This window comes from Streptomyces sp. NPDC030183, from assembly GCF_055573455.1.
Window position 1 is genome coordinate 208,722 of sequence record NZ_JBVIBK010000005.1, and the last position, 24,559, is coordinate 233,280.

The window sequence follows — 24,559 nt, forward strand, 5'->3', positions numbered from 1 at the left end:
GCCGCAGGACGGGCAGGGGGCACTTGGTCCCGATGCGGGGCCGGCGGGTCCGCCGCATACGGCGGGCCCGCTGCTCGTTCTGGCGCCGTATGCGGCGCGTCCGCATTGAATCGCACCTGTGTGTGGCCCATCGCCGACAGGGGAAAAGGCTTGGACCCCGTGCGTCCCGGCGCGGGAGACTTCGTTTTATGCCCTCTTTATGCGCGTATGGCGCGGCCGTTCAGGCAGGGCATGTCCCCCAGGAGGCACGTGGCCGACGGCCACACGACAACACAGGGGCGGGATGGGATCACCTGAATCACGCACAGCGATGCCGGGCAAGGGCCCGGTCCTCCTCGCACTCCGCTACTACGGACGGGAGCTCGCCCGGCTCCGGCTGCTGGCCGTCCCCGGCATGCTCCTGCCGGCCCTCGGCAACATCGGCATCTACTACCTCGCACCGCTGGTCGTCGCGAAGCTCGTCGGCCGCATCGCCGACGACGCCGACGTCACCGTCGGCTCGGCGCTGCCCTACATCCTCGGCTTCGCGGGCGTCCTGCTGTTCGCCGAGGCGCTCTGGCGCCTCGGCCTGCACTGCCTGAACCGTCTCGACGCCCTCGGCATCGAGCGCCTGTACGTCATCGGCATGGACGAACTGTTCGCCAAGGACGCCGCGTTCTTCCACGACAACTTCGCCGGTTCGCTGACCAAGCGGGTCCTGAGCTTCGCCTCCCGCTTCGAGCAGTTCGTCGACACCCTGACGTTCTCCGTCCTCGGCAACTTCGTTCCGCTGCTGTTCGGGGCGGTCGTCCTGTGGCGCTACGAACCGCTGCTCGTCGTCGGGCTCCTGGTGATGATCGCGCTGACGGCGGTCTGCGTCGTGCCCCTCATCCGTCGCCGGCAGGCACTCGTGGGCCTGCGCGAAGAGGCCATCGCCCGGGTGTCCGGCCATGTCGCCGACAGCCTGATGAACATGGACACGGTCCGCGCGTTCGCCGCCGAGGAGCGGGAGGCCGCGGAGCACCGCTCCCGGGTCGCCGAGTCCCGGCGGCTCTCCCTGCGGTCGTGGGACTACGGCAACCTCCGCATCGACACCCTGGTCGCCCCACTGTCCGTGCTGACCAACGTGCTGGGCCTGGTGCTCGCGATCGCCCTCGGCGCCGGCGGGAACGGCGTCGAGGCGGTCGTCGTCGCCTTCACCTACTACACCAACGCGACGCGGATCATGTTCGAGTTCAACCAGATCTACCGTCGTATGGAGAGCGCGATGACGGAGGCCGCGCAGTTCACCGACCTGTTGCGGAACCCGCCCACCGTGCTCGACCCGCCGGAACCGGAGCCACTGCGCCCCGGCCCCGCCGACGTGCGCTTCGAGAAGGTGACCTTCGCCCACGCGGGCGCCGAACCGCTCTTCCGGGGCCTCGACCTGACGGTGCCCAGCGGCGCGAAGGTCGGTCTCGTGGGTCGTTCCGGCGGCGGAAAGACAACGCTGTCCCGGCTCCTGCTGCGCATGACCGACATCGATGCCGGCCGCATTCTCATCGGCGGCCAGGACATCAGCCGGTTACGCCAGGCCGACCTGCGCAGCCTCATCGCGTACGTGCCGCAGGACCCGGCGATGTTCCACCGCACCCTGCGGGACAACATCGCCTTCGCCCGGCCGGACGCCACCGACGCCGAGATCCGGCGGGCGGCGGAGGCCGCCCACGTCACGGAGTTCGCCGACGCCCTGCCCGACGGATTCGAGACGCTGGTGGGCGAGCGCGGCGTCAAGCTGTCCGGGGGACAGCGCCAACGGGTCGCGCTTGCCCGGGCGATCCTGCGCGACGCGCCGATCCTGCTGCTCGACGAGGCGACCAGCGCGCTCGACTCCGAGAGCGAAGTGCTCGTGCAGGAGGCGCTGTGGCGGCTCATGGAGGGCCGTACGGCACTCGTGGTCGCCCACCGGCTGAGCACGGTCGCCGGCATGGACCAGCTCGTCGTCCTCGACCGCGGCCGGATCATCGAGCAGGGCACGCACCAGGAACTGCTCACCTCCGACGGCGCCTACGCGAAGCTGTGGCAACACCAGTCGGGCGGCTTCCTGGACGACGGCCCCACGGACGACGGTTCGACCGACACCAAGCCCACCGACACCAAGCCCACCGACATCGAGCCCTCCGAGGCCGAGCCCGTCGACATCAAGTCCGCCGACCAGACCTCCGCCCATGACCGGCCCGCCGATCCGCTGGGCGTTCAGCCCCGGTAGCCCCGTAGTTTCCGGTACAGCGTGGCGCGGGCGATGCCCAGGGCCGCCGCCGTCCTGGCCTTGTTGCCGCCGTGGCGGTGGAGGGCGTCCAGGATGGCGGCGCGCTCCGCCCGCTCCATCGGGCTGAGCTGCCGGGCGGCGGGTCCCTCCCGCACCGGGCCCGGCAGCTCGGCCCGCCGGACGGGCCCAGTCGCCCGGCGCCGCTCGGCCAACGCGCGCACCAGGTGGGCCAGTTCGGTGACATTGCCGGGCCAGGGATGCTGCTCCAGCGCGCGCAGCGCGTCCAGGGTCCAGGTGAGCGGCGGCTGTCCCGGCGCCGGCCGGGGAGTGAGGGAGTCGAGCAAGTCCCTGATGTCCTCCGGCCGTTCGCGCAGCGCGGGCAGGGTGACCGAGCGCGCCGCCAGGCTGTCCAGCAGCCGTTGCAGGCAGGGGCCGGGAGGAGGGCCCGGGGTGTAGGTCACCAACAGGGGTGCGTCGGGCGGCACTTCGAGGAGGGAGTTGAGGGCCGCCACATCGCGCTGGGTCAGACGCTCGGCATGCCGGACGAGGACCGCCCGACCGCCCGCCAGCGCGTCCAGCGCCGTCCGGACCCCGCCCTCGGCCGCGTCCGCCGTCAGCAGCGGGGCTCCGGCCAGTTCCCGGGCGAGGGACGTCTTCCCGGTGCCGCGCTCCCCGACGAGCAGCAGCGGCTCCGACGACGCCCGCGCCAGCTCCGTCGCCCGTTCCACCGCGTGCCGCCAGGCCACCGAACGCCCGCCCGACCCCACGTCACCACGGCCACGACCACGGCCACGGCCACCGACACCGACACGGCGTCCAACGCCGCGATCGATGCCGCCACCGTCACCGCCGCCGAGCCCGGTCGCCGCCGCCCCGCCCCGCTCGCCCGCCCCGCCCGCCACCTTCCCCGCCTGCCGCACTCGCCCCACCGGTTCCACCGGTTCCACCGGTTCCACCGGTTCCACCGGTTCCACCGGTTCCACCGGTTCCACCGGTTCCACCGGTTCCTCCGGCTCTACCGGTTCCTCCAGTTCTATCGGTTCCAGCTCGGCGACCACGCCGATCACCGAGCCCAGGTGCGTCACCGGGGTCAGGATCGCGCGACACCTCGATCCCTCCGGCAACGTGAGCGCGTACCAGGGAGGGGCCGCCGTGGACGGGGACGGGGGGACCGCGAAGGCCGCCCCTCCCACCGCGGCGGCCGCACCGCGCTCCAGCGCCTCCAACCCCTCCGGTGACAGCAGCCGCCCCGCGGCCTCGCTGACCAGCCGGCTGCGCCCGTCCAGGGCGACGACCGCACGCTCTGCCCCCGGTCGCCCGCGCCCACCGCGCTCCCGGCCCTCCTCACCGTCCCGGCCGTGACGCCCCGCACCCCCCGACGCCGCCACATACGCGTCCAGCAGAACCCGTTCCGCCCCCTGCGACCGCGCGAGGAGTTCCGCCTCGACGGCGTCGGCGGCGGCCTCCGCGAGGGCGGCGCCCGGGTGCGGGCCGCACTCCGCGCAGAGCGTGGAGGCCACGGTCACCGTGCCCAGCGGCCGCCCGGTGCCGGGGGCGAGCACGGGCACGCTGACCGCGGAGACCTCCTGCCAGAGGTCGAGGAAGTGTTCGGGCCCGTGGACCTCGGCCCGCCGACCGGTGCTCAGCGCGCGGGCCGCGCTGTTGACACCGACCGCCCGCTCGGAGAGGTCGAAGCGGCAGAGGTCGTCCCGTCCGCCGCCGGTCGCCCACAGCACCCGCGGCCGCTCGTCGGTGAGGAGGAGGGCCGCCTGTTCCGCGGCGAGGGCGGGCGCGATGCGTTCGAGGACCGGCCGGGCCGCCGCCAGCAGGGCGGACCCCTCCGGCCGTACGGCAGGCGGTACCGGGTCGGGGGCCGGGCCCCGCGTGTCGTGCCGTACGCCGAAGAACCGGGCACGCTTCCACGCGGCGACGACCTCTTCCGGTACGTCGTCCGGCAGTTGCCGCCCCAGCAGGAACAACTCCCGGGCCCTGCGCAGCGAGGTGAGGGTGGGGCGGACGGAGACGGAGGGCTGCTCTGTGGTGGTCACGACACCACTCACCGTACCGGCACTCGTTGAATGAGAAACAAGCGCCCTGTTTCCGTACTCCGTGCCGTGGGCAGCCCGAAACGGGCGCCCGACCCCGTACGCGGAACCGTCACGTACGCCCAACCCTCCCGTACGCCGAACTGTCTCGAATTGAGACACCCACGCTCCCGCCCACCCGTCCATGATCTTGGACGGTCGGTGCCTGTTCTCATGTCCCTGGAGCGTTCCCCGTGCACACCGTCGAGCCCGATGTCGTGACCGACGTACTGATCGTGGGCAGTGGCCCCGCCGGCGCCTCCGCCGCGCTCGCGCTGAGCACGTACGGCGTGCCGAACATCGTCGTCACCCGCTACGCCCGTCTCGCCGACACGCCCCGTGCGCACATCACCAACCAGCGCACCATGGAGGTCCTGCGAGACCTCGGGGTCGAGGACGAGGTCGTCGCGAAGGCCACCCCGCAGCACCTGATGGGCGACACGACCTTCTGCACCAGCCTCGCGGGCGAGGAACTGGGCCGGGTCCGCTCCTGGGGCAACGACCCGCTCGTGCAGGCCGCGCACGAACTCGCCAGCCCCACCCGTATGTGCGACATGCCGCAGCACCTGATGGAGCCCGTGCTCGTCGACGCGGCGGTCGCGCGCGGCACCAACCTGCGCTTCAGCACCGTCTACAAGTCCTTCGTCCAGGACGCCGACGGCGTCACGGTCACCGTCGAGGACCGGCTGCGCGGCGACGAGTACACCATCCGCGCCAAGTACCTGATCGGTGCCGACGGCGGCCGCTCCCAGGTCGCCGAGGACGCGGGGCTGCCCATGGGCGGCCAGATGGGCGTGGCCGGCAGCATCAACATCGTCTTCGACGCGGACCTCACGAAGTACACCGCGCACCGGCCGTCCACCCTGTACTGGGTGCTCGCCCCGGGCGCCACCGTCGGCGGCATCGGCGCGGGCCTCGTGCGCTGCGTCCGCCCCTGGAACGAGTGGCTGATCGTCTGGGGGTACGACGTCACCGCCGGCGCCCCCGACCTCACCACCGAGTACGCCGAGGGAATCGTCCGCAAGCTGATCGGCGACGACGAGATCCCGGTGACCGTCAAGTCGTCCTCGGCCTGGACGGTCAACGAGATGTACGCCGAGACGTACTCCAACGGCCGGGTCTTCTGCGCCGGCGACGCCACGCACCGCCACCCGCCGTCCAACGGCCTCGGCTCCAACACCTCCATCCAGGACTCGTACAACCTGGCCTGGAAGCTCAAGCTCGTCCTCGACGGCACCGCCTCCCCGAAGCTGCTGGACACCTACACCGCCGAGCGCGCCCCGGTCGGCCGGCAGATCGTCACCCGGGCCAACAAGTCCATCGGTGAGACCGCCCCCGTCTTCGAGGCGCTCGACGGGCTCTCCCCGCAGACCCCCGAGCAGCTGTGGGCGAACATCGCCGCCCGCAAGGACGCCACCGAGGCCGCCGAGAAGCAGCGGGCGCGGCTGCGCGAGGCCATCGCGTACAAGGTGTACGAGTTCAACGCGCACGGCGTCGACCTCAACCAGCGGTACGCCTCGGACGCGATCGTGCCCGACGGCACCCCCGATCCCGGCTTCGACCGCGACCCCGAGCTGTACCACCAGCCCACCTCCCGCCCCGGCGCCAAGCTGCCGCACGCGTGGATCACCTCCGGCACCCGCACCCTCTCCACGCTCGACACCGTCGGGCAGGGCCGCTTCACCCTGATCACCGGCATCGGCGGCGCCCACTGGACCCGGGCGGCCAAGGCCCAGGTCCCGGAGGTCGCCACCGTCGTCATCGGGCCCGGTCAGGAGTACGAGGACCCCTACGGCGACTGGTCGCGGCTGAGCGAGGTGGCCGACGGGGGAGCCCTGCTCGTACGCCCCGACGGGTACGTCGCCTTCCGGCACGCCACGGCCGCCGCGTCCGCCGAGGACGCGGAGCGTTTGCTGACGGCGGCGTTGCGACGGATCCTCGGACATGCCTGACGGGAAGGATGCCCGGACATGAGCATCGACGCGAAGACCGACGCGAAGACCGACGCGAAGACCAAGACCGACGCGAAGACCGACACGAGCAACGACGTGAGCGGCGCGTTCACCACCCGGATCACCGAAGCGGTCGTCGACAGCCTGGCGGGCACCCCCGACCCCCGCCTGCGCGAGCTGCTCGCCGCCCTCACCCGCCATCTGCACGCCTTCGTCCGCGAGACCGAGCCGACCATGGCCGAGTGGGAGCGCGCCATCGCCTTCCTCACCGCGACCGGACAGACGTGCACCGCCACCCGGCAGGAGTTCGTCCTGCTGTCGGACGTGCTCGGCGTCTCGATGCTCGTGGAGACGATCAACAGCGAGCGGGGCGCGCACGGGGCCGACGGCGAGGGCGGCGAGCAGAGCGGCGGGGGAGACCGTCCCGGCACCGCCGTGACCGAGTCGACCGTGCTCGGCCCCTTCCACATGACCGAGTCCCCGGCCCGCGCGCTCGGCGCCGACATCGACCTCGTCGGCGGCGGCGAACCGTGCGTGATCAGCGGCCGGGTGCTGTCCCGCGACGGCACCCCGCTGCCCGGCGCGGCACTCGACGTCTGGCAGGCGAACGCCGAGGGCTTCTACGACGTGCAGCAGCCGGACGTACAGCCGCCCGGCAACGGCCGCGGACTGTTCACGACCGACCACGAGGGCCGCTTCTGGTTCCGCACCTGTGTGCCGAGCCCGTACCCCATCCCGACGGACGGCCCGGTCGGCGCGCTCCTGACAGCGACGGCCCGGCACCCCTACCGCCCGGCCCACATCCACTTCATCGGCTCGGCCGAAGGACATCGGCCGGTCACCACGCACATCTTCGTGGCCGGCAGTGACCACCTCGACTCGGACGCGGTGTTCGCCGTCAAGGAGAGCCTCGTCAAGGACTTCGCCGCGACCGACGACCCCGCGCTGGCACGGGAGTTCGGGATCCCTAACCCGTTCCGGCACGCCCGCTTCGACCTGGTGCTCGACACCCTCGACCGGGAGGGGGCGTGATGGAGTTCGTCCACGAGTCCCCGCCCGTGCGGGTCGTCCTCCGCCCCGGCGCCGCGGTCACCGCCGTGCCCGGGGAGGCCGAACGCCTCGGTCTGCGTCGGCTGCTGGTGGTGTCCGGCCCCCGGGGCGCCAAGACGGCCGGGGCGGTCGCCGGCTCACTGGGCGACACCTGCGCCGGACTGCACACCGAGGCCCGTATGCATGTGCCCGTCGAGGTCGCCGCACGGGCCGTCGAGGTGGTGCGCGCCGCCGGGGCCGACGGGTGCGTGGCCGTCGGCGGCGGCTCCGCGATCGGCCTGGGCAAGGCGATCGCGCTGCGCACCGGCCTGCCGCTCATCGCGGTGCCGTCGACGTACTCCGGCTCGGAGATGACCCCCGTCTGGGGCCTGACCGAACACGGCGCGAAACGCACCGGACGCGACCCGTCCGTCCTGCCCCGCAGCGTCGTCTACGACCCCGAACTGACCCTCTCCCTCCCCGTGCCGCTGACCGTGACCAGCGGCGTCAACGCCGTCGCCCACGCGGCGGAGGCCCTCTACGCACCGGACACCACCCCGCTGGTGTCGCTGACGGCGGCGGAGGGCGCCCGGGCCATGACGCGCGCGCTGCCCGAACTGGCGGCCGACCCGCACGACCTCGACGCCCGGGGCCGCGCGCTCTACGGCGCCTGGCTGTGCGGTGCCGCGCTCGGCGCGACCACCATGGGGCTGCACCACAAGCTCTGCCACGTCCTCGGCGGCACCTTCGGCCTGCCGCACGCCGAGACCCACACGGTCGTCCTCCCGTACGCGCTGGCCCACAACGCCCCCGCCGCCCCCGAGGCCCTCGCGACGCTCGGCCGGGCCCTGGACACCGACGACGCCCCCACCGCCCTGTGGGAGCTGGCCGGCCGCCTCGGCGCACCCCGCTCCCTCGCGGAACTCGGCCTGAAGAAAGCCGAGTTGACGGTGGCGGCGGCCCAGGCGGCCGGGCAGGCGTACCCCAACCCGCGCGAGGTCACCGCGGCGGGCGCGCTGGACGTACTGAGAGCGGCGTTCGCGGGCGGCCGGCCGTCACCCACCTGATCCATCCCCAGCGAACACCGCGAACTGAAAGGTGAACAGCATGCCCCTCGGACTGCTCCGGCGGCGCTCCTCCCAAGCCACCCGGGGGGCCGCGGGCCTGACGCTTCCGGTCCCGCCCGGCGCGGGCGCCCTCGTCCGCGAGGTCCTGGACCCGGTGAACCAGCCCATGGGTGCGGCCGAGGTCACGGTGACGGAACTCCGCAGCCACCGGGTCGCGGCCCGCGGCACCACCGACCCGTACGGCTACTTCATGGCCGTCCTGCCGCCCGGCGCGTACAGCCTGCTGATCGTGGCCGAAGGGCTCGAACCCCACCGGGAGTCCGTCGAGATCGTCCCGGACGCCGGCCCGACCCCGGAACGCGTCTGGCTGCGCTCGGCCCGTCAACTGGAACTCCCCGCCCCCGGCACCTGGCTCTTCGACCCGCCGCACACCGCTATCCGCTTCATCGCCAAGCACGTCGGCATGGCCCACGTCCACGGCCGCTTCGAACGCTTCGAGGGCGGACTGCAGGTCGCCCAGGACGTCACCGAGTCCCGCGTCCACGTCCGCATCGACGCGTCCAGCATCAACACCGGCAACCACACGCGGGACACGCACCTGCGTTCCGCCGACTTCCTCGACGTCGAGCGCTTCCCCCACATCGACTTCACCAGCCACCGCTTCGCCTACCGGGGCGGCAGCAAGTGGACGCTCCAGGGCTCCCTCACCATGCACGGCGTCAGCCGTTCCGTCGCCCTCGACACGACCTACCTGGGCACCGTCAACGGCGGCTACGGCGAGGAACTCCGCTGCGCCGCCCTCGCCAAGGCCGAACTGCACCGCGAGGAGTACACCCTCAACTGGCGCACCATGCTCGCCCGGGGCATAGCCGTCGTCGGCCCCACGGTCCAACTCGAACTCGACGTCCAGGCCATGTACCGCACCCACGACACGCCCACCCCGCCGGAGTAGGGAGCGGTCGGCGCTCCATGACCCGGTTGGCGCCAACTGTCTTGTGGACGTGCGAACGGCACTGACAGAGCATGGACAGGGAATGTATCCGGGCGGGGCACCTTCTCCGCACCCAGCGGCTCTCAGGGAGGCAGCAAGGCATGGACGCGCCTCAGAACAGCCACGACAGCACACGACTGGTCGACATCTCCACCGTGCCGGCCTGTCGGCTGACGGCGGTGGCACGGAAGAACACGGCGTGGGGTCATGCCGTGCGGCGCCACCTCCAGGAGCGAGACGGCTCGACGAGGACGATCGACGTCGTCTTCGACAGTGCGCTGTGACGACGACGAAGGCCGGTTCGGGGGACGCGCCCGTGGTTCCCTTCCGGCAGTTCCTGCTGAAGATCCACAGTTCATGCAACTTGTCGTGTGACTACTGCTATGTGTACTTCGCCGCCGACCAGAGCTGGCGCCGACGGCCCGGAGCGATGTCCCTCGACATCGTCCGCCGGGCCGCCGACCGGATCGCCGAGCACGCCCGTGAGCACCGGCTCCCCGCGGTCCGCGTCATCCTCCACGGCGGCGAACCCCTCCTGGTGGGCAAGGCCCGCCTCGGCGAACTCCTCACCGTCCTCGCCGAACGCCTCGCCCCCGAGGTCGAGGTCCGCTGCTCGATGCAGTCGAACGGCATCCTCCTCGACGAGGAGTTCCTCGCCCTGCTGCACCGCCACCGGGTCGGCGTCGCCGTCAGCCTGGACGGGGCCCCGGCGGCACACGACCGGCACCGCAGGTTCGCCAACGGCCGCCCCAGTCACGCCCGGGTCGCCGAGGGACTGCGCCTGCTGAACGACCCCCGCCACCGCGACCTCTTCGTGGGGCTGCTCTGCACGCTTGACCTGGCCAACGACCCCGTCGAGACCTACGAGGCACTGCTGGAGTTCGACCCGCCCCGCGTCGACTTCCTGCTGCCGCACGGCACCTGGCGACACCCTCCACCCGGCCTGGAGCACCGCCGGACCCCTCCCGAGCGCGCCCCGGCCGGCGTGTCGCCACCGGACGAGCCGACCCCGTACGCGCGCTGGCTCGGCGCCGCGTTCGACCGGTGGTTCGACGCCCTCCACAAGGAGACACGGGTGCGCATGTTCGAGGAGCTCATCTCCGGGGTGCTCGGCGGCGCCGTGAACACCGAGGCGTTCGGGCTCGCCCCGGTCGACCTCGTGGTCATCGAGACCGACGGGACCATGGAGCACTCCGACTCGCTGAAGGTCGTCGCGCCGGGCGCCCCCGAGACCGGCTTCGACGTCTTCAGGAACTCCTTCTCCGAGGCGCTGACGACCCCGACCGTACGCCGCAGACAGGCCGGCCTCCTCGGCCTCGCCCCCGTCTGCCGGGGCTGCGCCCTGGTCCAGGTCTGCGGAGGCGGCCTCTACACCCACCGCCACCACCCGTCCTCCGGCTTCGTCAACCCGTCGGTCTACTGCCACGACCTCGCCGCATTCATCACTCACGTCAGCTCTCGTATCCACACGGAACTGGCACAGGTCACCGAGGCCCCGCCGGAACAGCCGTCAGCCCTCCCCTGAGCCCGGAGCGCGCATCAGGGCGCACGCGTGAGTGCCGTGCAGCCTTCTGGGAACAACCACGCGGAGAAAGGGAGTTGGACGCGGAGATCAGGGGAATGCATGCATCGGGTCCTGCCGAGTAAGGGGCCCGTCAGGCCGGAGCGGAGTATCCTTCTCTGTCTCGGCACGACTCAACCAAGGCAATGGCTGAGGGGTACCGGTTGGGGGGTGAGGAGGTGTGGGAGGCAACCGAACCGCGCGCACTTCCGCCGGTGCCGGTCACCTCCCGAGGCACGAGAATCCATCCACCCCACGGTAGGGACCCCGCGATCGCGGCACGTCGGGGGCTCGTTGGAACCGTACTTCTTCCTGAGCTATGCGCGCAGGCGCGGACCGAGGGTCCTCGTCAAGCGTTTTTACGACGACCTGTGCGCCGAATTGCGCCAAGAGCTGCGGCGATTACGCAAGGGCAGGCCCGCGCCCTTCGACCCTCCTTTTCTCGACGTCCAGTCCATACAAATCGGCCAGGACTGGAACGCGGCCCTGGGGGACGCCCTGGGCCACTGCCGCACCATGCTGGCCCTGTACACACCGGACTACTTCCGCAGCGACTTCTGCGGCCGCGAATGGAAGGCATTCGAGGACCGGCAGCGCAGCCACCGGGAAGTGGCCGGAGTGGACGCCAAGGCCCTCATCCCCGTCCTGTGGGAGCCGGTGCGGAGCATTCCGGCGGGCGCCGCGCACATCCAGTACGACAACCTCGACTTCGGCGAGAACTACGCGCAACGGGGCCTGCGCCGCATCCTGGCGGCCGACCCGGGCGGCGAGGAGTACCGCCGCATCGTCAACCTCCTCGCACGGCAGATCCTCGTGGCCGCCGAACACTTCCGCATACCGGTGGCCGAGGGCCTGGACCTCACCGCACCCGAATCCGCCGGACCCTTCCCGTCCGCCGCCCAGCGCGCGGAACCGGGCAGCCACGCCCTGCTGCTCGTCGCCGCCCGAACCTCCGCGACCGCCCACCACCAGAGGTCGACGGACCCGGGGTGCCACGGGGAGAGCCCGACCGACTGGAACCCCTACCACACCGAGTCCCCGGAACCCCTGGTCAGGAGAGCGACCCAACTCCTGGAGGAGCGGGGCTTCACCGTGCGCACCGACGTCGTCTCGGACGTCCTCGGCGCCACGCTGGACGAGGCCCGTGGGCAGGGGCAGGTCGCGGTCCTCCTCGTCGAGGCGCGGGCCGCCGCGGACGAACCGTACGGAAGAGCCCTCCGCGCCTACGACCGGAGCAACCATCCGGGCAGCGCGGCCATCGTTCCCTGCGGTCCCGACGAGGCGGGTGACGGACCCCGGAGCAAACCCTACTGGGAGGCGGTCCGCAGCGCCCTACCGCTGAACTGGGCGAAAGGAGCGGGGGATCCCCTGCCGCTGCTCCAGTCCGGAATCGGCTCGGACGAATTCGACGGGGCACTCCACGCCGTCGTGGCCAAGGTGCAGAACCACCTCTTCTCCTTCCTGGAGACGATCCAGCTCGACTCGCTGGAGAGGACCCGGATCACCTCCACGTCGCTGCCCGTCCTGAGCACCGTGACCGTCGCCCGGCCAGAGCCGAACGGCCCGGTGCGCCCGAAGCCTGCCCGCCCCTCCTCCGATCCCTTTCCCTTAGAGCAGGAGCAGGACAGATGACCCATGACGACCGCGGCCGTGGCACCATCATCACCTTCTACTCCTTCAAGGGCGGTACGGGGCGCACGATGGCGCTGGTCAACACCGCCTGGATCCTCGCGAGCAACGGTCTGCGCGTCCTCGTCGTGGACTGGGACCTCGAAGCACCCGGACTCCACACCTATCTCCAGCCCCTGCTGGCCGACCCCGAACTCACCGAGAGCGCCGGCGTCATAGAGATGGTCAGCGACTTCGCCCGCCGCTCCGTGGCCCAACGCGTCGGCTCCGGTGCGGAGAACGCGGGCGCCGCCGGACCACCCCCGCGCAACGGCGGCCTCCCCGACGGCCCCGATGCCCGCGAACTGGCCCGCGTCGACCGCTACGCCGTCGGCACCGAACTGCGGCTGCCCCCCGGCGGCAAACTCGATCTGCTCCCCGCCGGCGTCCAGGACCCCGACACCTACGCCGTCACCGTCAGCACCTTCGACTGGGGCACCTTCTACCGCATGGGCGGCGCCGACTTCCTCACCGCGCTGCGCGACGACATGGCCGCACGGTACGACTACGTCCTCATCGACAGCCGCACCGGCCTCAGCGACACCGCGAGCATCTGCACGGTCGTCATGCCCGACATCGTCGTGGACTGCTTCACCCTCAGCCGGCAGGGCGTCAACGGCGCGGCACACGTGGCGCGTTCGGTACGCCGCAACTCCCACGCCCAGCGCGACATCCGTATCGTCCCCGTCCCCATGCGCGTCGAGGACGCCGGACGCGACCGCCTGGAGGCCGGCCGCCACCAGGCCCGCAGCCTTTTCGCGCCCTTCCTCGACTGGGTACCGGCCGACGAACAGGACCAGTACTGGAGCAGCGTCGAGATCCCCTACAAGCCCAGCTACGCCTACGAGGAGATCCCCGCGACGGTGGGGGAGCGCCGCCAGGACGGCACCCTGCTCGCCGCTTTCGAACGCCTCACCGCCCGGCTGACCGACAACCGGGTGACCCGGCTGAACAACATGCCCGAGCCGTACCGCCGGACCCTGCGCGCCGAGTACGAACGCACGGCCCCGACCCTCCGCAAGGACTTTTACGTCACCTACGCGGCGAGCGACCGGCTGTGGGCGGACTGGACCGTCAGCGTGCTGCGCGCCGCCGGCTACGAGGCGACCCTCGCCCCCATCGAGACGGACGACCCCGCGGCCGCCCCCGCGACACCGGCCGCCCCCGCGACACCGGCCGGACTCGACCGCACCCTCGCCGGCGAGGGGCGCATGATCGTACTGCTCTCCCCGCAGTACACCGCCCTGCCGCAGGCCCGCGAGATCTGGCAGCAGATCCGGCGCCGGGACCCGGCCGGCCAGATCGGCATGGTCGTCCCCCTGCGGGTCGACGACTCCCCGCCACCGCCGGAGTTCGCGCCCCCCTCGACGGTCAGCCTCGCCGGGGTCTCCGCCGAGGAGGCGGTGGCCCGGCTGCTGACCATGGTCGACCGCGGCAGCCCCACGGAACCGGGACCCCGCGCCACCGCCGTCGCCCTGGCCGCCGCCACCCGGCTCCCCGGCACCCCGCCCCAGGTCATAGGAGGACGTCCCCAGCGGAACGTCGCCTTCACGGGCCGCCGGACACTCATCGAACGACTGCGCGACAGCCTGCTCGCCGGCACGACCGCCGTACTGCCCCAGGCCCTCTACGGACTCGGCGGCGTGGGCAAGACACAGGTCGCCCTCGAGTACGCGTACCGCTTCGAGTCCGATTACGATCTGGTGTGGTGGATCAACGCAGCGGAACCGACGCAGATCCGCCAGGACCTGAACACGCTGGCCGGGCATCTCGGTGTGCCCCTCGGTGGCAAGGATTTGACGGCCATATGCAACGAGGTGCTGGACAAGCTGCGCCGCGGCACCCCCCACGCGCGCTGGCTGCTCGTCTACGACAACGCCGAGAAACCGGCCGACCTGGACGGTCTGGTTCCGGTCAGTGGACCCGGTCACCACATCCTCATCACCTCGCGGAACCCGGCATGGGCCGAACGCGCGGCACGCATCGAGGTCGACCTCTTCACCCGTGAGGAGAGCGTCGCGCTGCTGCGCCGCTACAACCAGGCCCTGGAGCCCGCCGAGGCGGCTCGGGTGGCCGAGGAACTCGGGGACTTCCCACTGGCCGTGAGCCTGGCCGCCGCCTCTTTGCAGGAGTCGGCGATGCCCGTGGCCACCTATGTGGAGATGCTCCGTACCCAGATGACCGACATCCTGCGCAACCAGTCAGCCCCCGATTACCCGACGTCGGCAGCGGCCAGCTGGTCACTCGATCGGCTGAAGTCCCGCACGCCCGCCGCGGCCGTCCTCCTCCAGCTCTGCGCGTTCTTCGGGCCGGACCCGATCCCCCGGGACATGCTCAGCAGCCGTCCCGCCCTCGAACTGCTCGAACGCCATGACCCGAGCCTCTCCGACCCGCTGATGATGAGCAGGCTCTACGGGGAGATCGTCCGCAACGGCCTCGCCCAGGTGGACCAGCGGACCGACACCCTGACCCTGCACCGCCTGATCCAGCGGGTCCTGCGCGACCAGCTCAGCCCGGAGGACCAGACCGCCATGCGGGAACGGGCCCACGCCGTCCTCGGGCAGGCCAACCCCAAGAGCCCGGACGAGTCCGAGAGCTGGCGCCGCTACAGCGCCCTGCTGCCGCACCTGTGGCCGACCCGCGCCCAGGAGAGCGACGCCCTGCCCGTACGGCAGTGGATCTGCGACACCGTCCGCTACCTGTGGCGCAGCGGCGACGCCGACACCGCCAACCGGACGGCCGAACGGGTCCTCACCAGCTGGCAGCCCCGCTTCGGCGAGGACGACGCGCTCGTCCTGCGTCTGCGCACCGAACTGGGCAACGCCCTGCGCGACCAGGGCCGCCTGCCCGAGGCGTACGACGTGACACGCGACGTCCACGAGCGGGCCACCCGGATCCTCGGCGAGGACCACCCCTACACGCTCGGCGCGGCCATGAGCCTCGGCGCGGACCTGCGCGGTGTCGGCAGGTACGCCGACGCGATGGAGAGCGACCGGGCCACGCTGCGGCGCACCCGCAGGGTCTTCGGCGACGGCCACCCGCGCACGCTGGCCGCGGCCAACAACCTCGCGGTGTCGGAGTTCCTGTCCGGCGACCGGCAGGCGGCCCGCGACACCAACCGGGACATCCTCAAGCAGCGCAGGGAGATCTCCGGACCCGACGAGCGTTCCACGCTCAACTCCGCCAACAACTTCAACCGCGACCTGCGGGCCGCCGGACGCTTCCAGGAAGCGCGCAAACTCATCGAGGACACGCTCAAGCGCAGCCGGCGGGCGCTCGGCCCCGAGCACCTGGTCACCTTCCGCGCCTCACTCGGCGCGGCGATCATCTACCGCCGGCTGGGCTCCTACGAGGCGGCCCACAAACTGACGAACGACACCTATGAACAGGCCCTCAAAGAGCTGGGCCCCGACCATCCCGACACCCTGGCCATCGCCACCAATCTCTCCGCGGACCTCTACGACCGCGGTGAGTCGGTGCGGGGCCGCGAACTGGCCAAGGACACGCTCGACCGCTACGAGCGCAAGTTCGGGCCGGACCATGTGTTCACCCTGGCCTGCGCCAACAACCTCTCCGTCCTGCTCCGGCTGACGGGGGAGCGGGACGCCGCACGGGAGCTGTCGACCCGCACGTTCGACCGCTTCCGCCGTCTCCTCGGCCCGCGCCACCCCTACACCCTCACCTGCATGCTCAACCACGCGACGGACCTCTCCGAGGGCGGAGACCACGAACGAGCCGTCGCGGTGGGCCGCGAGGCGTACGAAGGGCTCAAGGAGGTGCTCGGCGCCGACCACTACCTCGCCATCGCCGGCGCCTCGAACCTCGCGGTGGAGCTGCGCCGTGACGACTCCGACGACGCCGAGGAACTCCACGAGGAGGCCGGCCGGCTCCACGCCGACGCGGAACGCCGAGCCACCGGCAGTCCGGAGCTCGGCGGCGACCACCCCCTGACCCGGGCGGTCACCCGCTGGCAGCCCATCGACGCGGACATCGAACCCCCGGTGACCTGACACCACCGCGCCGGACGGAACCCGAGCGACAGGCCCTGCGGACGGCACCGTCCGCAGGGCCTCCTGCGCGGGACCGTGCGTAGGGTAGGGTTAACCTGCGTGTTCACACGGAGCACGGGCCGTCGGCCCGGCATCGTGGAGAGCGCGACGGGACGTGGCGCAGCTTGGTAGCGCACTTGACTGGGGGTCAAGGGGTCGCAGGTTCAAATCCTGTCGTCCCGACTCTACGGAGTCACGGATCAGGGGCTGTTCAGGGAAACCCGAACAGCCCCTCGATCATTCTCGCTGCCGCTCTGGGACCTGGACGCGGCCGTCGAGTCGGCGAACCACCCGTCAGACCTCGACCAGCACCTTCCCCCGGTTTCCCTCCCGGTTCACATACAGGCTGCGGTACGCGTGCGGGATCGTGTCGAAGCCGTGGTGCACGGTCTGGTCGTAGCGGATCTCACCGGCGCGGACGAGTCCGCCCAGCTCCTCGTGCATCCGCGTCAACAGCGGCTCGTGGAACCACTCCTGGGCGAAGATGCCGCGGATCGTGGTGCGCGGGAACATGATGTACGGCAGCAGCCCGGGCCCGGTCGTCGGGTAGAGCCGGCCGGCGCCAGACCTTCAGGTGGCTCGCGACCACCTCACCGGTCCGGGGGGAAGTCCGCCGGGTTCCGCAGCCCCACCGCGACGGGCCGCCGGCCGGGTCGCCAGGTGAAACTACCGAACGCGTGGTCCCGGACGGAGAGTTCGGAGCCCTGGTGACCGGCCTCCGACAGGTCGACGCTGTGATGCAGCCGGTGCTGTGAGGGTCCCGCGAGGACGTGGTCGAGCGGGCTTCCGCCCAGAGCGGCAGCACCGGGTGCCGTGGCGCGGCCCAGCGGACGACGGCCGCCACCGGCAGTTGGGCCAGGGCCCCGCCGGTCGTCGTGAGGACGAAGTAGACGCCGTAGCAGCCCCATTCACGAGAGCTCGGTACCCATTCCCGTGCGTACGGGATCAGCTGTTCGAGCAGGGTGAAGTAGGCGATGGTGCCGACGAGGAAGAGCTGGCTCACCCGGCCCGGGTCCCAGTGCTGGTGCAGGACGGTGATCGCGAATCACCGAAAGTATTCGTGCCGATATGAAGAGTGGCCACCGCTTTGGAGCGAGGGGCCTCCGAGGAAAATCAGAAAGGGTTGGATTATCCGATAGGCATTGGACGATGTGCGAGGTCGCGCCGACCGGTGCAGGCTGAGGATCATGCCAGGCAAGCGGGTGAGGCGCCCGGAGGCCGACGGGTCCGACCGGCCCGGCCGGTCGGACGGACCCGACGTCGAGACGGTGCTCGACGAGCTGTATGTGACCCCGCCGTCCGACTTCGTCGCCCGTCGGGAGGTGTGGGCGGCCGCCGCCAGGACGTCCGGTCGCGGGGACGACGCGCGGGCCATCCGGGGCGCGCGCCGGCCCACCCTGGCCGCGTGGGCGGCCAATCTGCTGCTGCGCTCCCGGCCCGAGGAGAGCCGGCAGTTCCTTGAGCTGGGGGAGTCCCTGCGCGAGGCGTACCGCACGCTGGACCCCGACGGGCTCAAGGAGCTGTCCGACCAGCGGCGTCGTGTCGTCGCCGCGCTGTCCCGGGAGGCCGCGGGGCTCGCCCGCGAGGCCGGGCAGCGGCTGTCCGGCTCGGTGCTGCAGGAGGTCGAGGCCACGCTGCGTGCCGTCCTGGCCGACGCGGACGCCGCCCGGCGGTGGTCCGGAGGTCGGCTGGAAACCGCCCTTGCCCCGCCGTCGAACTTCTCCCCCGACGCCGTACCGGCCCCCGCCGCCGAGGCGAAACGGCCCGCTGCCGCGAAGGGTAAGCGGCCCGCCTCCGCGAAGGGCGAGCGGCCGGCCCCCGCCGAGGCGTCCACGGCGCCGACCGCGTCGACGCGGGGCCGTGCCGGGAAGGACGAGCTGGCCGAGCGGCGTCGTGAACGGCAGCGGCGGCTGGAGCAGGAGCGGGAGCGGCGGCTCGCGGAGGCCCGCGAGGCGGCCGAGGCCGCCGAACGGCGGCTCCACGACCGGCGCGCGGAAGCGGAGGACGCCGACACGTCGCTGCGGCGGGCCCGCGACCGGTGGGACGAGGCGGGGCGCCGGGCGTCGGCCGCCGAGCAGCGGCTGCGCACGGCGAGGGAGGCCCTCGAACGCGCCGAGGAGGACGCCGGCCGTGCCGCGGAGGACCTCGACGGTGCCGAGCGGGAGCGGCGGCAGGCCGAGGAGAGACGGCGGGCGGCCACCGCCGCCCTGACCGAGGCCGAGCGAGAGGCCCAGGCCACCACCCGGACCCTTCACCGCCTCACCCGCTCAGACGGCGACTAGGCCGCCGCCCCGGCTGCCGCCCGGAGTGGGTCGACGCGCTCGCTTGACTTCGCGCGCGCTCCAAGCTGAAGACTGCCTCCGACGGCCCGACGAACGGGCCGGACGGGAGGTATCGGTATGAAGTACCGCACGGTCGGCAGTGACCCGAGAACCCGTCGCGAGGTGAGCGTGCTGTCGCTCGGCGCCATGCTGTTCGGTTCTCGGACCGACGAGAAGACGTCGTTCGCCGTGCTCGACCGCTATGTCGAAGCCGGCGGCAATTTCATCGACACGTCCGACAACTACGCCTTCTGGATCGACGGCGGTCAGGGCGGCCAGAGCGAGGAACTGCTCGGACGGTGGCGCCGCAGCCGGGGGATCGGCGACGAGGTGGTCGTCGCCACCAAGCTCGGCGCCCGCCCCCTCGCCCCCGGCACCAGCTACGTCGACAACGCCGAGGGCCTGTCGGCGAAGGTGATCCGGGAGTCCGCGGAGCGGAGCCGGGAACGCCTCGGCGTGGAGCGGCTCGACCTGCTCTACGCGCACGTCGAGGACCGTACGGTCCCGCTGCGGGAGACCGTCGAGGCGTTCGCGGAACTCGTCGCCGAGGGCACCGTCGGGCTGCTCGGCGTGAGCAACCACGCCGTCTGGCGGGTGGAGCGGGCCCGCGCCCTCGCCGCCGCGGCGGGACTGCCGGGCTACGAGGTGCTCCAGTACCACCACAGCCATCTCCGGCCGCGGACCGACGTCCCCAACGCCCTCTGGCCGCACGGCACGCTCGGCGCGGCCACCGCCGAACTGCTGAGCTATCTGGAGGCCGAGCCCGGCCTCACCCTGGTGGCCTACTCACCGCTGCTCACCGGCGGCTACATACGCCCCGAGAAGCTCCAGCCCGACTACGACCACCCGGGCACGCCCGCCCGTATGAAGGTGCTGCGGGACGTGGCGCGGGAGACCGGGGCGACCGTCAACCAGGTCGTGCTGGCCTGGCAGATGACGGGCCCGCTCCCGATCGTGCCGCTCGCGGGGGTCTCCTCGGTGGCGCAGCTGGAGGAGAACCTCGCCGCCGTCGACCTGGAGCTGACCCCGGATCAGCGGGAGCGGCTGGACACGGCTCACTGACCGAGGGGGAGACTTCCGGGCCGTACGCCGGTCAGTCCTGGCCGACGTTCGCGGTGAGCAGGCGCAGCAGTTGTTTGGCGAGGGCGTGCTGCTCGGGGGTGAGGCCCATGGCGGCGCCGATGTCCACCGGCACGGTCCGGGCCCGGTCCTTGAGCTGTGCCCCGGCCTCGGTGAGGCGGATGGCGACGGAGCGCTCGTCGTCGGGGCGGCGCTCACGGCGGAGCAGGCCGCCGGCCTCCAGGCGCTTCAGGAGCGGGGAGAGCGTGCTGGACTCCAGCTGGAGTGCGGCACCCACGTCGCGTACGGAGATCGAGTCCTGTTCCCAGAGGACCAGCATGACCAGGTACTGCGGGTAGGTGAGACCCAGTTCCTCCAGCAGCGGCCGGTAGCGGGCAGTGACGGCGCGCGAGGCGGCGTACAGCGCGAAACAGAGCTGGTCGTCCAGGAGCAGGGTGCGGCCCTGCGCTGTTTCCGCTCCGCCGGTGCTCACGAGTTCGCCGACTGTGCCGACTGTGCTCACGGTGTCGCTCCTCCGTCCCATGCTGTCCCTGTGCGCTTCAGCGCTTCAGCGCTTCAGCGATGCAATCGCACGCTATCGTTCCGCCGCCCCGTCCTTGACCACGCCGCCGCGGCCTTCGTCGAGGGCGTCACCACAGCACGCCGCCCCGACCGGGAGTGATCCCGGTCGGGGCGGCGGTGTGTGGCCGAGCGGAGCGTCAGGCGAAGTTCGCCAGCGCCTCGTTCCACGTGGCCGACGGACGCATGACCGCGGCGGCCTTCGCCGGGTCGGGCTGGTAGTAGCCGCCGATCTCGGCCGGCCGGCCCTGGACGGCGATCAGCTCGTCGACGATCTTCTGCTCGTTCGCGGAGAGCGTCTCGGCGAGCGGGGCGAACGCCTTCGCCAGGTCGGCGTCGTCGGTCTGCGCGGCCAGCTCCTGCGCCCAGTACAGGGACAGGAAGAAGTGGCTGCCGCGGTTGTCGATGCCGCCGAGACGACGCGAGGGGGACTTGTCCTCGTTGAGGAAGGTCGCCGTCGCGCGGTCCAGGGTGTCGGCGAGGACCTTGGCGCGGGTGTTGCCGGTGGCCTCGGCGTACTGCTCCAGCGACGGGACCAGGGCGAAGAACTCGCCGAGGGAGTCCCAGCGCAGGTAGTTCTCCTTGACCAGCTGCTGGACGTGCTTCGGGGCGGAGCCGCCGGCGCCCGTCTCGAACAGACCGCCGCCCGCCATCAGCGGGACGACCGACAGCATCTTGGCGCTGGTGCCCAGCTCCAGGATCGGGAACAGGTCGGTGAGGTAGTCACGCAGGACGTTGCCGGTGACGGAGATGGTGTTCTCCCCGCGGCGGATGCGCTCGACCGACAGCTTGGTGGCCTCGACGGGGGCGAGGATCCGGATGTCCAGGCCCGCGGTGTCGTGGTCCGCCAGGTACGTGTTGACCTTGGCGATCAGGTTGGCGTCGTGGGCGCGGGTCTCGTCCAGCCAGAACACCGCCGGGTCGCCGGTGGCGCGGGCGCGGGTGACGGCCAGCTTCACCCAGTCCTTGATCGGCGCGTCCTTGGTCTGGCAGGCGCGGAAGATGTCACCGGCGGAGACCGCCTGCTCGATGACCGCGACGCCGTTGCCGTCGACCAGACGGACCGTGCCCGTGGTCGGGATCTCGAAGGTCTTGTCGTGGGAGCCGTACTCCTCGGCCTTCTGCGCCATCAGACCGACGTTCGGGACCGAGCCCATCGTCGACGGGTCGTAGGCGCCGTGGGCGCGGCAGTCGTCGATCACGGCCTGGTAGACACCGGCGTACGAGGAGTCCGGGAGCACCGCGAGGGTGTCGGCCTCCTGGCCGTCCGGGCCCCACATGTGGCCGGAGGTGCGGATCATGGCCGGCATCGAGGCGTCGACGATGACGTCGGACGGCACGTGCAGGTTGGTGATGCCCTTGTCGGAGTCGACCATCGCCAGCTCCGGGCCCTCGGCGAGCTCCGCGTCGAAGGAAGCCTTGATCTCGGCGCCCTCCGGCAGGGCCTCCAGGCCCTTGAAGATGCCGCCCAGGCCGTCGTTCGGGGAGAGGCCGGCCGCGGCCAGCGTCTCGCCGTACTTCGCGAACGTCTTCGGGAAGAAGGCGCGCACCACGTGACCGAAGACGATCGGGTCGGAGACCTTCATCATCGTGGCCTTGAGGTGCACGGAGAACAGCACGCCCTCCGCCTTGGCCCGGGCGACCTGGGCGGTGAGGAACTCGCGCAGCGCCGCGACACGCATCACGGAGGCGTCGACGACCTCGCCCGCGAGGACCGGTACGGACTCGCGCAGCACGGTGGTGGTGCCGTCGTCGCCGACCAGCTCGATCCGCAGCGCGCCGTCCTCGGCGATCACCACGGACTTCTCGGTGGAGCGGAAGTCGTTCTCGCCCATCGTCGCCACGTTGGTCCTGGACTCCGAGGTCCAGGCGCCCATGCGGTGCGGGTGGGTCTTGGCGTAGTTCTTGACGGAGGCGGGGGCGCGGCGGTCGGAGTTGCCCTCACGCAGGACCGGGTTCACGGCGGAACCCTTGATCTTGTCGTAGCGGGCGCGGATCTCGCGCTCCTCGTCGGTCTTCGGGTCGTCCGGGTAGTCCGGAAGCGCGTAGCCCTGGCTCTGGAGCTCGGCGACGGCGGCCTTCAGCTGCGGGATCGACGCCGAGATGTTCGGCAGCTTGATGATGTTCGCCGCGGGCGTCTTGGCCAGCTCGCCCAGCTCGGAGAGGGCGTCGGGGATGCGCTGCCCCTCCTGGAGGTACTCCGGGAAGACGGCGATGATGCGCCCGGCCAGCGAGATGTCACGGGTCTCGACGGAGACACCGGCCTGCGAGGCGTACGCCTTGATCACCGGCAGGAACGAATACGTCGCCAGGGCCGGGGCCTCGTCAGTGTGTGTGTAGATGATGGTCGAGTCAGTCACCGGGTGCTCCGCTCCACGTCTGCAACATTGCTCGACATCAAGATATCTCGTGCGGGGGCCGTGCGGCGCAGGGGGCCGGGCGCGTAGTGACTCGGGGGTGCGCCGACGTCGGCGGGTGCGGGTGCGTTGTGGTTGTTCGCGCGGTTCCCCGCGCCCCCGAAAAGCGTCCGGGGCTGCGCCCCGTGCTTTTCAGCTGAAGGGCGGGCCGCAGGCCCGACCCTTCCGTGGGCGCGGGGAACTGCGTGAATCCCTACCGCGCCTCGACGGAGTCGATCGACGCCTCGCGCTGGTGCGGGATCTCGAGACCCGCACCCGCACCCGCACCCGTCCCCGGCTGGAGCGTGACCGTCCGGCGGGGGGCCGGGATGTGGATGCCCTCGGCCCGGTAGCGCCGGTGCAGGCGCTTGATGAACTCATGCTTGATCCGGTACTGGTCGCTGAACTCCCCGACCCCGAGGATCACCGTCATTCCGATCCGTGAGTCGCCGAACGTGTGGAAGCGCACGGCGGGCTCATGGTCCGGCACCGCGCCCTCGACCTCCTTCATGGTCTCGGCGATGACCTCGTTGGTCACCCGCTCCACGTGCTCCAGGTCGCTGTCGTACGCGACGCCCACCTGCACGAGCAGGGTCATGTCCTGCTCGGGCTGGTTGAAGTTGGTCATGTTCGTGCCGGCGAGCTGCCCGTTCGGGATGATCACCAGGTTGTTGGAGAGCGACTTGATCGTCGTCTGCCGCCAGTTGATGTCGACGACATAGCCCTCCTCGCCACTGCTCAGCCGGATGTAGTCGCCCGGCTGGACCGTTTTGGAGGCGAGGATGTGGATGCCCGCGAAGAGGTTGGCGAGCGTGTCCTGGAGGGCCAGCGCCACCGCCAGACCGCCCACGCCGAGGGCCGTGACCAGCGGCGCGACCGGGATGCCCAGGGTCTGCAGGATCACCAGGCAGCCGAGCGCGAGCACGGCGACCCGGGTGATGTTCACGAAGATGGTCACCGAGCCGGCGACCCCGGCCCGCGACTGCGTCACCGTACGGACCAGCCCGGCGATCACCCGGGCCGCGGTGATCGTCGCGACCAGGATCAGCAGCACCGTCAGCGACTGGTTCACATTGTGGTGGACCGTCCGCGTGAGGGGCAGCGCCGCCGCCGCGGCCGCCGCGCCGCCGACGAACGCGCCCCAGGGCACCAGGGAACGCAGCGCGTCGACGATGACGTCGTCACCGCTCCAGCGCGTCTTCGTCGCGTGTCCGCCGAGCCAGCGCAGCAGCAGGCGCAGCAGGAAGGCGGCCGCCAGTCCCGCGACCAGGATGATTCCGGCCACGAGGCAGTCGTCGAGGGTGAGGGCCCGGGTCATCGGTCGCCTCCCGAGGGGCGCGGGGAGCGGTCGACGGGCCGTATGTCATGTCCCGCGGACCGTATGTGATGTGTCGTCACCTTGCCACCTGCTCGAATCCGGAATTGCACGATCACGCCTGCCCGGACGTGTGTACGACGTCGGGCGCGACCGCTCATCCTGCCGCACTCGTCCGGCTGATCGGCACCGGACCTGCGTGGATCGGCCATGAACGACCCGCCGAACGCAGCGGAATGTCTGATACGCGGCACCGCGCCC

15 protein-coding genes, 1 tRNA gene and 1 pseudogene are annotated in these 24,559 nt (G+C 71.6%); 12 read left to right on the forward strand and 5 right to left on the reverse strand.

Features of this window, described 5'->3' with window-relative positions; genetic code table 11:
* Nucleotides 1-310 precede the first annotated feature (310 nt).
* Nucleotides 311-2,227: an ABC transporter ATP-binding protein gene (locus tag ACZ4Z2_RS08095; protein ID WP_468073566.1), complete on the forward strand. Its 1,917-nt coding sequence runs from the start codon at nt 311-313 to the stop codon at nt 2,225-2,227.
* Here the strand turns inward: ACZ4Z2_RS08095 and ACZ4Z2_RS08100 are convergent.
* The gene (locus ACZ4Z2_RS08100) at nt 2,215-4,275 is read right to left on the reverse strand and encodes a helix-turn-helix domain-containing protein (RefSeq protein ID WP_468073568.1); all 2,061 of its coding nucleotides are present in this window, start codon (nt 4,273-4,275) and stop codon (nt 2,215-2,217) included. The genes ACZ4Z2_RS08095 and ACZ4Z2_RS08100 overlap by 13 nt on opposite strands.
* Before the next feature lie 230 nt (nt 4,276-4,505).
* On the opposite strand from ACZ4Z2_RS08100, the gene ACZ4Z2_RS08105 reads away from it, so the two are divergent.
* The 9 genes from ACZ4Z2_RS08105 to ACZ4Z2_RS08145 all read left to right on the forward strand — a co-directional run bounded on the left by ACZ4Z2_RS08105 (nt 4,506) and on the right by ACZ4Z2_RS08145 (nt 16,811).
* Entirely contained in the window at nt 4,506-6,263 is a 1,758-nt protein-coding gene (locus ACZ4Z2_RS08105) for an FAD-dependent monooxygenase (RefSeq protein ID WP_468073570.1), read from the forward strand.
* A gap of 96 nt (nt 6,264-6,359) precedes the next feature.
* Entirely contained in the window at nt 6,360-7,295 is a 936-nt protein-coding gene (locus ACZ4Z2_RS08110; RefSeq protein WP_468073757.1) for a dioxygenase family protein, read from the forward strand.
* Nucleotides 7,295-8,359, forward strand: coding sequence for a maleylacetate reductase (locus ACZ4Z2_RS08115; protein WP_468073759.1), 1,065 nt, complete (start codon nt 7,295-7,297; stop codon nt 8,357-8,359). Before ACZ4Z2_RS08110 ends, ACZ4Z2_RS08115 begins: the two co-directional genes overlap by 1 nt.
* Before the next feature lie 40 nt (nt 8,360-8,399).
* The gene (locus tag ACZ4Z2_RS08120) at nt 8,400-9,311 is read left to right on the forward strand and encodes a YceI family protein (protein WP_468073572.1); all 912 of its coding nucleotides are present in this window, start codon (nt 8,400-8,402) and stop codon (nt 9,309-9,311) included.
* 140 nt (nt 9,312-9,451) lie between these two features.
* Nucleotides 9,452-9,634, forward strand: coding sequence for an FxSxx-COOH cyclophane-containing RiPP peptide (locus ACZ4Z2_RS08125; RefSeq protein WP_468073574.1), 183 nt, complete (start codon nt 9,452-9,454; stop codon nt 9,632-9,634).
* Nucleotides 9,631-10,875, forward strand: a complete 1,245-nt coding sequence (locus ACZ4Z2_RS08130; protein ID WP_468073576.1) for an FxsB family cyclophane-forming radical SAM/SPASM peptide maturase — start codon at nt 9,631-9,633, stop codon at nt 10,873-10,875. The genes ACZ4Z2_RS08125 and ACZ4Z2_RS08130 overlap by 4 nt, the downstream gene beginning before the upstream one ends.
* 330 nt (nt 10,876-11,205) lie before the next feature.
* On the forward strand, nt 11,206-12,543 hold the full coding sequence (locus ACZ4Z2_RS08135) for a TIR-like protein FxsC (protein WP_468073578.1): 1,338 nt from the start codon (nt 11,206-11,208) through the stop codon (nt 12,541-12,543).
* Nucleotides 12,540-16,589 carry an FxSxx-COOH system tetratricopeptide repeat protein gene (gene fxsT, locus ACZ4Z2_RS08140; RefSeq protein WP_468073580.1) on the forward strand — a complete coding sequence of 1,350 codons (4,050 nt, stop codon included), beginning with the start codon at nt 12,540-12,542 and terminating at the stop codon, nt 16,587-16,589. The genes ACZ4Z2_RS08135 and fxsT overlap by 4 nt, the downstream gene beginning before the upstream one ends.
* Nucleotides 16,590-16,737: 148 nt before the next feature.
* Nucleotides 16,738-16,811, forward strand: a tRNA-Pro gene (locus ACZ4Z2_RS08145).
* Nucleotides 16,812-16,922: 111 nt separating this feature from the next.
* On the opposite strand, the pseudogene ACZ4Z2_RS08150 reads toward ACZ4Z2_RS08145, so the two are convergent.
* Nucleotides 16,923-17,168, reverse strand: a pseudogene (locus ACZ4Z2_RS08150) (MDR family NADP-dependent oxidoreductase); the annotation flags it as partial.
* Between the two features lie 647 nt (nt 17,169-17,815).
* Here ACZ4Z2_RS08150 and ACZ4Z2_RS08155 point away from each other — a divergent pair.
* Both ACZ4Z2_RS08155 and ACZ4Z2_RS08160 read left to right on the forward strand, forming a co-directional pair.
* Complete coding sequence (locus ACZ4Z2_RS08155; RefSeq protein WP_468073582.1) at nt 17,816-18,910, forward strand: hypothetical protein; 1,095 nt, start codon at nt 17,816-17,818, stop codon at nt 18,908-18,910.
* Nucleotides 18,911-19,027: 117 nt separating this feature from the next.
* Nucleotides 19,028-20,011 (forward strand): aldo/keto reductase, encoded by a 984-nt coding sequence (locus tag ACZ4Z2_RS08160; RefSeq protein WP_468073584.1) that lies wholly within the window; start codon nt 19,028-19,030, stop codon nt 20,009-20,011.
* Nucleotides 20,012-20,042: 31 nt separating this feature from the next.
* Here ACZ4Z2_RS08160 and ACZ4Z2_RS08165 read toward each other — a convergent pair whose 3' ends face one another.
* The 3 genes from ACZ4Z2_RS08165 to ACZ4Z2_RS08175 form a co-directional block, all read right to left on the reverse strand.
* Nucleotides 20,043-20,462 carry a MarR family winged helix-turn-helix transcriptional regulator gene (locus ACZ4Z2_RS08165; protein WP_468073761.1) on the reverse strand — a complete coding sequence of 140 codons (420 nt, stop codon included), beginning with the start codon at nt 20,460-20,462 and terminating at the stop codon, nt 20,043-20,045.
* 265 nt (nt 20,463-20,727) lie between these two features.
* Nucleotides 20,728-22,947 carry an NADP-dependent isocitrate dehydrogenase gene (locus tag ACZ4Z2_RS08170; RefSeq protein ID WP_468073586.1) on the reverse strand — a complete coding sequence of 740 codons (2,220 nt, stop codon included), beginning with the start codon at nt 22,945-22,947 and terminating at the stop codon, nt 20,728-20,730.
* Between the two features lie 250 nt (nt 22,948-23,197).
* Nucleotides 23,198-24,301, reverse strand: coding sequence for a mechanosensitive ion channel family protein (locus ACZ4Z2_RS08175; RefSeq protein WP_468073587.1), 1,104 nt, complete (start codon nt 24,299-24,301; stop codon nt 23,198-23,200).
* Between the last annotated feature and the right edge of the window lie 258 nt (nt 24,302-24,559).